Here is a 10,161-nt window from a genome sequence, read left to right on the forward strand (position 1 = left end):
ATGCCGCGCACCCGCTGATGCGTAGCGATTATAACGATCAGCAGCTCGGCTGCGATCGCTGGCTGCAGATGCTGGGCGCAGTCGATAAAAAAAAGCGCCAGTGCGTGATAGGTTGCGGGACCGCGGTGACGATTGACTTGATCGATCATGCGACACATTTGGGCGGTTATATTTTTCCCAGTATTTATTTGCAGCGCGAGTCGCTATTTTCTGGTACCAAGCAAATCACCATCTCTAACGGTGCCTTCGATAGCGTCGGTCAGGGCATGACCACCCAAGACGCGGTGCATCGCGGTATACTGCTCTCTATCGTTGGCGCTATCAACGAGATCAGCCATCGTCATCCCAACTTCGAAGTCATCATGACGGGTGGCGATGCCGCCATCATCGCCCAGCACGTCAATCGCCCAGTACGACTACGTGATGATTTACTATTAACTGGTCTGGCACGCTATTTTGACCATAGTAAACAGACATAACAATTTTAATCTAAGATTTTTATAAGACATAAAATAAACATAAAAAAGCAGGACGTTTTAAGCGACCTGCTTTTTTGGTTTAGGGCGTGTCCTCATTTTAAAAATGGTGATAAAAATGAGATAAATCGCAGTCAAACAAGGAAAATAGCGCAGATAATATCGAGATATTAGTCAGCTATTTGACACCGTTTGGCCAGATTTAGCCATTTTTAGCCCATTTAGATGGCTATCGATTGAATTGAGGACACGCCCTAATATGAAAGTAAGTGTTTCTACTTAGTCTCGTTAAACAACTCACGCCCGACCAGCATACGGCGTATCTCACTGGTGCCTGCACCGATCTCATAGAGCTTGGCATCACGCCAAAAGCGACCGAGCGGATATTCATTGGTATAGCCATTACCGCCAAAGATTTGAATGCCCTCGCCGGCCATCCAAGTAGCTTTTTCGGCGCACCACAAGATCACACTGGCGCAGTCTTTGCGCACTTCTCGGCTATGACCTGCGCCGCGCTGATCGAGCATATCGAGGTTTTTACCGACCGTGTATAAAAAGCTACGTCCCGCTTGCAAGATGGTATACATATCGGCGACTTTACCTTGGATCAGCTGAAATTCACCAATCGCTTGCCCAAACTGCTTGCGGTCGTGGATATAAGGCACGACATTATCCATCACCGCTTGCATGATGCCGATAGGGCCTGCAGCAAGTACCGCACGCTCATAATCAAGGCCGCTCATCAGCACTTTGACGCCATTGCCGACGCCGCCTAAGATATTATCACTTGGTACTTCGACATTATCAAAGATCATCTCACCGGTATGGCTGCCGCGCATGCCGAGCTTGTCGAGCTTTTGTGCGGTGCCAAAGCCCGTCATGCCTTTTTCTACGATAAATGCCGTCATGCCTTTGGCGCCCAGCTCTGGATTGGTCTTGGCATACACCACCATCACGTCGGCATCTGGACCATTGGTGATCCACATTTTGCTGCCGTTTAGCACATAATGGCCGTCTTTTTCTTCGGCTTTGAGCTTCATACTGACCACATCTGAGCCAGCGCCGGTTTCACTCATCGCTAAAGCCCCGATGAATTCACCACTGATGAGCTTAGGCAAGTACTTTTGTTTTTGCGCCTCATTACCATTGCGTTTGATTTGGTTGATGCATAGGTTTGAGTGCGCGCCATAACTCAGCCCTACAGAGGCAGAAACGCGGCTGATCTCTTCCATCGCGACCATATGAGCCACGTAGCCCATATCCGAGCCGCCGTACGCTTCAGGAACAGTAATGCCATGCAAACCCAAGTCGCCCATTTTTTGCCATAAATCCATCGGGAACTCATCGCTGCTGTCGATTTCGCTTGCGCGTGGGGCGATTTCATTGGCCGCAAACTGCTGTACCACGTCACGTAGCGCGTCAATATCTTCGCCAAGCTGAAAATTCAATCCGGGTAAACTCATAACCATTCCTTGTATTTTGATGTTTAATTTTTTAAAAATTCAGATCCATTTAAAAAAAGACCATATAGCTTATGACTCGCTTTATTTTCTTAGTCAGGACTGACGCTTATTAATCAGTGCACGTGCCACGCTTGAGCCATTACGGCGACCCAAAAATTCACTGATACGCTCGCCAGCGACGACCAATTTATCCAAATCTATGCCAGTGCTGATACCCATACCATGCAGCATGTAGACGACATCTTCGGTAGCTACATTACCCGTTGCGCCTTTAGCATAAGGACAACCGCCAAGCCCAGCCACTGAAGTATCAAATTCGCTGACACCCATCTGTAGTGCGGCTAAAGTATTACTCACGGCTTGACCATAAGTATCATGAAAATGGCCTGATAGCATAGCGATGTCAGCATATTCTAATGCGCCTTGTAGGGCGCGCTGTACTTTTAGCGGGGTGCCGACGCCAATCGTATCAGCAATACCAATCTGCTCTGAGCCAATCTCAACCAAACGCTTGGTCACATACGCGACTTGGCTTGGGTCAATCTCGCCTTCATAAGGGCAACCAACCGTACAAGAGATGACGCCGCGCACTTTGATGCCATGCGCTTTTGCCGCAGCGGCAACGGGTGCAAAACGCTCCATGCTTTCATCGATACTGCAATTGATGTTTTTTTGACTAAAAGTCTCACTGGCTGAGCCAAAGATAACGATTTCATCAGGACGATGTGCAATCGCATTATCAAAGCCGCGCATATTGGGCACCAGTACCGAATAGATAACATCATTATGCCGCGTCTCTGCCAGTGCGGTCATCAGCTCACTGTTGTCGCCCATTTGTGGTACCCACTTTGGCGAGACAAAGCTGGTCGCTTCCAGCTTTTTGACGCCTGCTGCGATTAAATCGTTGATAAGCGTTTGCTTAACCGCCGTCGGTACCGTCATGGCTTCGTTTTGCAAGCCATCACGTGGGCTGACATCAACGATGGTGACGTGCTCTGGATACGAATGGCTCATGATTATTATCCTTTCACTGTTCTTATATTTCGGTTCTTATAGTCGAATCCACATAAATCAGATACCTGGCTATCAAGTCGCTCAATGAAACGTTGTTTTTCTTGCGTGCTGTGCCTACGCCGACAGAGGCTACGAAAAACAACTTTTCATCTCACTGTATCGTTTTTATATCGAATTGACTATATATTCCATTTTTTATACTTCAGCGCTTAAGCGCTGCTAGCTTCTGTATCAATACGTAGCAGCTCATCACCATCAGCCACCGAATCACCCGCTGCAAATAACAACTCTCCCACCACGCCATCGGTAGGTGCAGTAATGGTGTGCTCGATTTTCATCGCTTCGATCACGGCGAGTGGCTCGCCTTTCCTCACGCTATCGCCGACAGCCACTTTAAAGGCAACGACCTGCCCTGGCATCGGTGATTTTAGGCTACCGACTGCCGCAGACTCTTCGCCTACATGCGCCATCACATCGACAAGTGTAATTTCATCACGGCCACGATCGGTGAACACATAGACGGTTTCATTGTTCACCCAGCTCTGCGCATTAATACGCGCGCCATCGAGCCATAATGTATGATTGTGCGCGTCATCGCTGGCGTAGCTGACCTCACCTTCATATACCGCTTCGGTTGGCGCGGCGACATTGGCATTGGCATTTTTGTCAGCGTTCGCGATTTCTTTTTCGATCACTAGTGTAAAGCTGCTCAGATTATCTGCGCCTTTTTTGCCAGCAGTGGCAGTGGCGTTGTGCCAATGACTGATACGAGCGCTATAAGCTTGCTCATCATAAACCAAGCTAAACGAGCGTGTATAATCGTTATAAGCACGGAATCCTGTCGGCTTACTAAACGGATCGGCGTCTTGTGCCATGCCTTCACTAGCCAGCTGCTGGGCGATAGCAGTCACCACCAGTGTCGATAAATCAAGTGGATGTTGATCAAATAACTCGTCCGCCTCGCGCTCGATAAGCGCCGTATCGAGATTGGCCTGACTAAACGACTCAGTATTTAAAATATAACGCAAAAACGCCACGTTATTAGGTAAACCGACGATACGCGTTTGTGCCAATGCGCGATCAAGTTTGGCCAATGCCTGCTCGCGAGTCGGCGCATGCACGATAAGCTTGGCAATCATAGAGTCGTAGAATGGACTAATCACATCGCCTTCGCGTACGCCATCGTCGATACGTACATCGGCAACATCAAAGGTGCTGTGCTCAGGCTTTTGATACGTAAAGAGTGTACCCGTCGCTGGCAAAAAATCATTGTCAGGGTTTTCCGCGCAAATACGCGCTTCAATCGCATGGCCATTAATCGCTAAATCATCTTGCGACTTTGGCAATGGTTGACCGGAGGCGACCAAGAGCTGCCACTCGACCAAATCGACGCCAGTAATGGCTTCACTGACTGGGTGCTCAACTTGTAGGCGGGTATTCATCTCCATAAAATAAAAGCTCATCGTGCCTTCGCGCTGCTCAACGATGAACTCAACCGTCCCTGCACCGACATAGCTGACCGCACGCGCCGCCTCAATCGCCGCTGTCCCCATGGCTTCACGCATCGCTGCATCAACGCCTGGCGCTGGCGCTTCTTCTAGCACTTTTTGATGGCGGCGCTGCACCGAGCAATCGCGCTCAAACAGATGTACATAGTTGCCATGCGTATCACCAAATACTTGGATTTCGATATGGCGCGGCTTTAGCGCGTATTTTTCGATGAGTACCTGATCATTACCAAAGCTAGTGATTGCTTCGCGGCGACAAGAGTCTAGCATTTCGATAAAATCGCTGCTTTGCTCGACGATACGCATGCCTTTACCGCCGCCGCCGGCACTGGCTTTAATCAGTACTGGATAGCCAATGCTGTCTGCTTGCTGTTTTAAAAATTCTACATCTTGATTGTCACCATGATAACCCGGTATCAGCGGCACGCCAGCCGCTTCCATCAAACGCTTGGACTCAGACTTGCCACCCATCGCGCGAATCGCATCAGCGGATGGACCGATAAACACCAGCCCCACATCCTGACAAGCCTGAGCAAAGTCGGCGTTTTCACTTAAAAAGCCATAGCCTGGATGGATCGCTTGTGCGCCCACATCGCGAGCAATCGAAATGATAGCATCGCCTTTAAGATAGCTGTCTTTCGGCGACGAGCCGCCCAAATAAACGGCTTCATCACAGACAGCGACATGCTTGGCACCGCGGTCAGCATCAGAGTAAACAGCGACGGTACGAACGCCTAAGCGCTTGGCAGTCGCGGCCACACGGCAGGCGATTTCACCACGGTTGGCGATTAAAATTTTAGAAAACATAACTATCCCTGTGTCTTGTCGTTTTTATTTGTCGGCTTGGCTATCGTTGTTTGTCGCTAGTCTGCCGTCAACCAATCAGGCTTACGCTTTTGCAAAAACGCTTGCACGCCTTCTTTACCTTGTGTGGATGAGCGGATATCAGCGATGCCTTTTACCGTCTCGGCGATCAGCTCGTCGCTAATGGGCGCGCCTGCGATATCATGCAATAGCTGCTTGCAGGTTTTCACCGCATCGGGGCTGTTTTTGACCATTTTGGCACAAAACGTTGCCACCGCATCGTCGAGCGCTTCCTCGCTGACGCGCTCATGGATAAAGCCTAATTGACGCGCTTTTTTGGCATCAAACACTTCTGCACTTAAAAAGTAGCGATGCGACGCCCTAGCCCCTAATGCTCTTACGACATACGGACTAATGGTGGCAGGCGCTAGTCCCAAACGCACTTCACTGAGGCAAAAATTGGCAATCTTCACCGCGATGGCCACATCACAGACGGCGACCAGACCCATGCCACCTGCATAGACATCGCCTTGAATGGCAGCCACGGTTGGTTTTGGGCATTCATAAATGGTTTTGAGCATTTGCGCGAGTTTATCGGCGTCGGCTAGGTTCTCTTCATAGCTATAATCCGCCATGGCGCGCATCCAGTTTAAATCAGCGCCCGCACAGAACGCTTTCCCAGCTGCTGCTAGCACGATGACTCGCACATTATCATCAGTGCCAAGCGTGGTAAAAACCTCTGTCAGCTCAGCGATCATTTCATCGTTAAAGGCATTGCGTATCTCAGGACGGTTTAGCGTCACCGTCGCCACGTGCTGTTCGATATCAACCAATAGGCTTTTATAATTGTTCATATAGGGTTATCTCAATATTTTGTGGTAACTTTTACATGTCTTTTTTTACGGATAATTTTGCGTAATGTTCTCGGCCTTAGTAACTTAGTAACCCAGTTTTTATTTTAAACCAAAGCATTTTCTCATCGAAAATATAATATCAATCTACATTCTAAAGACCCCAAACGTCGTCTCTTCAATCGGCGCGTTATAGGCAGCGCTTAGCCCCAATGCCAGCACTTGACGCGTATCAGCAGGATCAATCACCCCATCATCCCACAGGCGCGCGGTGGCATAATAGGGATGGCCTTGCGCTTCGTACATATCTCGAATCGGTGCTTTAAAGGCCGCTTCGTCCTCGCTACTCCATGTCTCGCCCTTACGCTCGAAGTTATCGCGCTTAACGGTGGCCAATACCGACGCCGCTTGCTCACCGCCCATCACCGAGATGCGCGCATTTGGCCACATCCATAAGAAGCGCGGACTATAAGCACGGCCACACATACCGTAGTTACCTGCACCGAATGAGCCACCGACGATGACGGTAAACTTCGGCACTTTGGCGTTGGCCACTGCCATCACCATTTTGGCACCATGACGGGCGATGCCTTCGTTTTCGTATTTACGGCCGACCATAAAGCCGGTTATGTTTTGCAGGAATACCAGCGGGATTTTGCGCTTGCAGCACAGCTCGATAAAGTGCGTGCCTTTTTGTGCCGACTCGCTGAACAGAATGCCGTTATTGGCGATAATGCCAACTGGCATGCCCTCGATATGAGCAAAGCCGCAGACCAGCGTGTTGCCAAAGCGCGCTTTAAACTCATCAAAGGCACTGTCATCGACGATGCGAGCGATAATTTCTTTGATATCAAAGGGCTGACGCTTATCGGTCGGAATGATGCCGTATAATTCTTTGGCATCGTAGCGCGGTGGCCGCGGTTTGATTTGATTGGGAATTTGCTTGGCAGGACGGTTAAGGTGACTGACGATATCACGCGCAATCGATAGCGCATGCGTGTCGCTTTGTGCCAGATGATCGACGACTCCTGACAGACGGGTATGTACATCACCGCCGCCCAAATCCTCGGCGCTGACCTCTTCGCCCGTTGCTGCTTTTACTAGTGGCGGCCCACCCAAAAAGATGGTGCCTTGCTCTTTGACGATGATGGATTCATCGCTCATCGCCGGTACATACGCGCCGCCTGCCGTACAGCTACCCATAACCACCGCAATCTGCGGGATACCCGCCGCACTCATATTGGCTTGGTTAAAGAAGATACGACCAAAGTGCTCTTTGTCAGGGAATACGTCATCTTGGTTGGGCAAGTTTGCACCGCCTGAGTCCACCAAATACACGCAAGGCAGATTGTTTTCTTGCGCAATCTCTTGCGCGCGCAAGTGCTTTTTGACCGTCATTGGATAATAGGTACCGCCTTTTACCGTGGCATCATTACAGACAATCATACACTCAGTACCATTGATACGGCCAATACCAGCAATCACACCCGCGGCGGGTATCTCTTCGCCATACATGTCGTGCGCGGCCATCGGAGCGACTTCTAAAAATGGGGTGCCGACATCCAGCAAACGCTCGACTCGCTCACGCGGCAACAGCTTACCACGCGCTAAATGCTTGGCTCGCGCCCGCTCTGAGCCGCCCTGAGCGACTTTACGCAGGTGTACATATAAGTCATCGACCATCTCTTGCATGGCGGCACGGTTTTGCTGAAAATCGCTGGCGTTTGGACTCAGTTTACTGGTTATGATAGTGCTCATGATATCCCTTTTCTTTGCTGCGTAAGTGCAAGTCATTGATTATATGGTTTATAGTGACTGCTGGTCATACGACTGCTAGCCGATAGATTGGTAGCCATTTGTCTTTTGTATCACTCACCGGTGTCGTGGATGTTCTGTATCCGAGAAGTGCGCTTAGTCTAAACCCAGCTCTGCTTTCATCTGCTCGATAATCTTATACTTTTGAATTTTACCAGTGATGGTCATCGGATACTCTTCAACAAACCGATAATAAGTTGGTACCTTATAATGAGCAATGTGCTCACTACAAAACTGGCGCACGTCGTCTTCACTCAAGCAGCCCGGCTCTTTGGGAATAATCCAAGCGGCCAGCACTTCACCATACCGCTTATCTGGTACGCCAACGATTTGTACATCGCGAATCTTGGGATGGCGATATAAGTAGTTTTCGATCTCAACCGGATAGATGTTTTCGCCGCCGCGGATGACCATGTCTTTACTACGGCCGACGATTTTGACATAGCCGTCCTCATCCATGGTAGCCAAATCGCCAGTATGCATCCAGCCATCTTGGATCGCTTCACGGGTCTTAAAGCGGCTGCCCCAATAGCCTTTCATCACCGAGTAGCCGCGTGTGAGCAGCTCTCCTGTCTCCCCTAACGGCACGATCTCACCCGTCTCGGTATCGACGACTTTCACCTCAAGCGCAGGCTGTACCAGGCCAACGGTCGAGACTTGCTTCTCAAGCGGCGTGTGCTCGTTGGTCTGGCAAGAGACTGGGCTGGTCTCGGTCATGCCGTAAGCGATGGTCACCTCTTTCATATGCATCTTATCAATGACACGGCGCATGACCTCAATCGGGCAGCTAGAGCCGGCCATAATGCCTGTACGCAGGGTCGATAGATCAAATTTTTCAAACTCAGGGTGATCAAGCTCGGCGATAAACATCGTCGGTACACCATGCAGCCCCGTACATTTTTCTTCTTCGACTGCTTGTAGGACTGATAACGGCTCAAAGCCATCGTTTGGATAGACGATACAACCGCCATGCGTCAAGATGGCCAAATTGCCGAGCACCATACCAAAACAGTGATATAGCGGCACAGGAATACACAGTCTATCCTCGAAAGTAAGGTTCATCGCCTCACCGATGAAGTAGCCGTTATTGAGTATATTGCGATGGCTTAAGGTCGCGCCTTTTGGCGTCCCAGTCGTGCCACTGGTGAACTGGACGTTAATCGCGTCGGTGTTTTTTAGCTGCGCTTGACGCTCGGCCACGCGCGGATCGTTGGCATCGCCTTCCGCCATCCAGTCAGAGAATTTTTGCATAAACCCAAACGCTTCGTCAGAGTCTGGCTCATCAATCCAAATGATACGCTCGATGGTTGGAATCTCGACCAAATCCAGCTGGGTGTAGTCTTTATGATAAATCTCAGGGCACAGCTCACGGATAAGGCCAGCGTAGTCGCTGCTTTTGAAATGGCGCATGAGCACGAGTGCCGAGCAGCCGAGTTTATTGAGCGCATATTGCAGCTCAAAAGTACGATAGGCAGGATTGATATTGACGAGGATCACGCCGACTTTGGCCGTGGCAAGCTGCATAAGTAGCCATTCGGCGTTATTGTGCGACCAGATACCAATGCGATCGCCAATCTCAAGCCCCATCTCGATCATACTGCTAGCCAGCTGGTTGACATGTTGCTGCAATTCGCGGTACGTCCAGCGGATGTTTTGATGACGGACGACCAGCGCTTCACGCTCTGGATATTTGGAGACAATGGCATCAAAAAAGTCGCCGATGGTCGCCTCAATCAGCGGCACATCAGGGCCTTTATCATAGCTTTGGGTCAGTGGCGCATTCGCTGAGCGCGCGCCCATATTTACGGTAGGGATGTTGCTTAATATGTGGTCAAATGCAGTAGGTTGCGTCATAACGAGTCCTTTCGTTGTGCTTTTTATTCTACTCAAAAACCGCCCGTGGGCCAATTTTTCTTCCTTGAGTATCTATCATATATGACTCACTACTATACCGCCTAAAACGAAACTGTCAATAATAATAATACATTATGTATCATTTAAATTAACTGCTAAAAATATTAGCCCAGTAAAAGATAGCATGAAAACCCGCGATTATTGTCGGCAAAAAAGCCAGCTACGTATTTGTTACACAGCTGGCTTTTGAGAAAAATTAAAACTAGAAATTAAAGCTAAAAGTTAGGGCGTGTTGAACATTCGACCATGTCACTGACAGAGACTATTTTTTAGGCGATTCGAGGTTAAAAATAATAAGTTTAGTCATTCTAAGCGC

Annotated in this window: 7 protein-coding genes; 1 reads left to right on the top strand and 6 read right to left on the bottom strand. The window is 49.4% G+C overall.

The window, feature by feature from the left end:
* Positions 1-479: type III pantothenate kinase (locus NK638_RS10555; RefSeq protein ID WP_274632993.1), on the top strand; the 479-nt coding region annotated here is incomplete at its 5' end.
* Between the two features lie 272 nt (positions 480-751).
* Here the strand turns inward: NK638_RS10555 and NK638_RS10560 are convergent.
* From NK638_RS10560 to NK638_RS10585, 6 genes are all read right to left on the bottom strand, one after another.
* Positions 752-1,939 carry an isovaleryl-CoA dehydrogenase gene (locus NK638_RS10560; protein ID WP_274632994.1) on the bottom strand — a complete coding sequence of 396 codons (1,188 nt, stop codon included), beginning with the start codon at positions 1,937-1,939 and terminating at the stop codon, positions 752-754.
* Positions 1,940-2,032: 93 nt separating this feature from the next.
* Positions 2,033-2,953: a hydroxymethylglutaryl-CoA lyase gene (locus NK638_RS10565; RefSeq protein ID WP_274632995.1), complete on the bottom strand. Its 921-nt coding sequence runs from the start codon at positions 2,951-2,953 to the stop codon at positions 2,033-2,035.
* Between the two features lie 209 nt (positions 2,954-3,162).
* Positions 3,163-5,268 carry an acetyl/propionyl/methylcrotonyl-CoA carboxylase subunit alpha gene (locus NK638_RS10570; protein WP_274632996.1) on the bottom strand — a complete coding sequence of 702 codons (2,106 nt, stop codon included), beginning with the start codon at positions 5,266-5,268 and terminating at the stop codon, positions 3,163-3,165.
* Positions 5,269-5,324: 56 nt separating this feature from the next.
* Positions 5,325-6,119: an enoyl-CoA hydratase/isomerase family protein gene (locus NK638_RS10575; RefSeq protein WP_198335957.1), complete on the bottom strand. Its 795-nt coding sequence runs from the start codon at positions 6,117-6,119 to the stop codon at positions 5,325-5,327.
* Between the two features lie 144 nt (positions 6,120-6,263).
* Entirely contained in the window at positions 6,264-7,874 is a 1,611-nt protein-coding gene (locus NK638_RS10580; RefSeq protein WP_105244785.1) for a carboxyl transferase domain-containing protein, read from the bottom strand.
* A gap of 153 nt (positions 7,875-8,027) precedes the next feature.
* The gene (locus NK638_RS10585; protein WP_274632997.1) at positions 8,028-9,785 is read right to left on the bottom strand and encodes an AMP-binding protein; all 1,758 of its coding nucleotides are present in this window, start codon (positions 9,783-9,785) and stop codon (positions 8,028-8,030) included.
* Between the last annotated feature and the right edge of the window lie 376 nt (positions 9,786-10,161).

Source organism: Psychrobacter sp. A3, from assembly GCF_028823565.1.
GTDB lineage: Bacteria > Pseudomonadota > Gammaproteobacteria > Pseudomonadales > Moraxellaceae > Psychrobacter > Psychrobacter celer.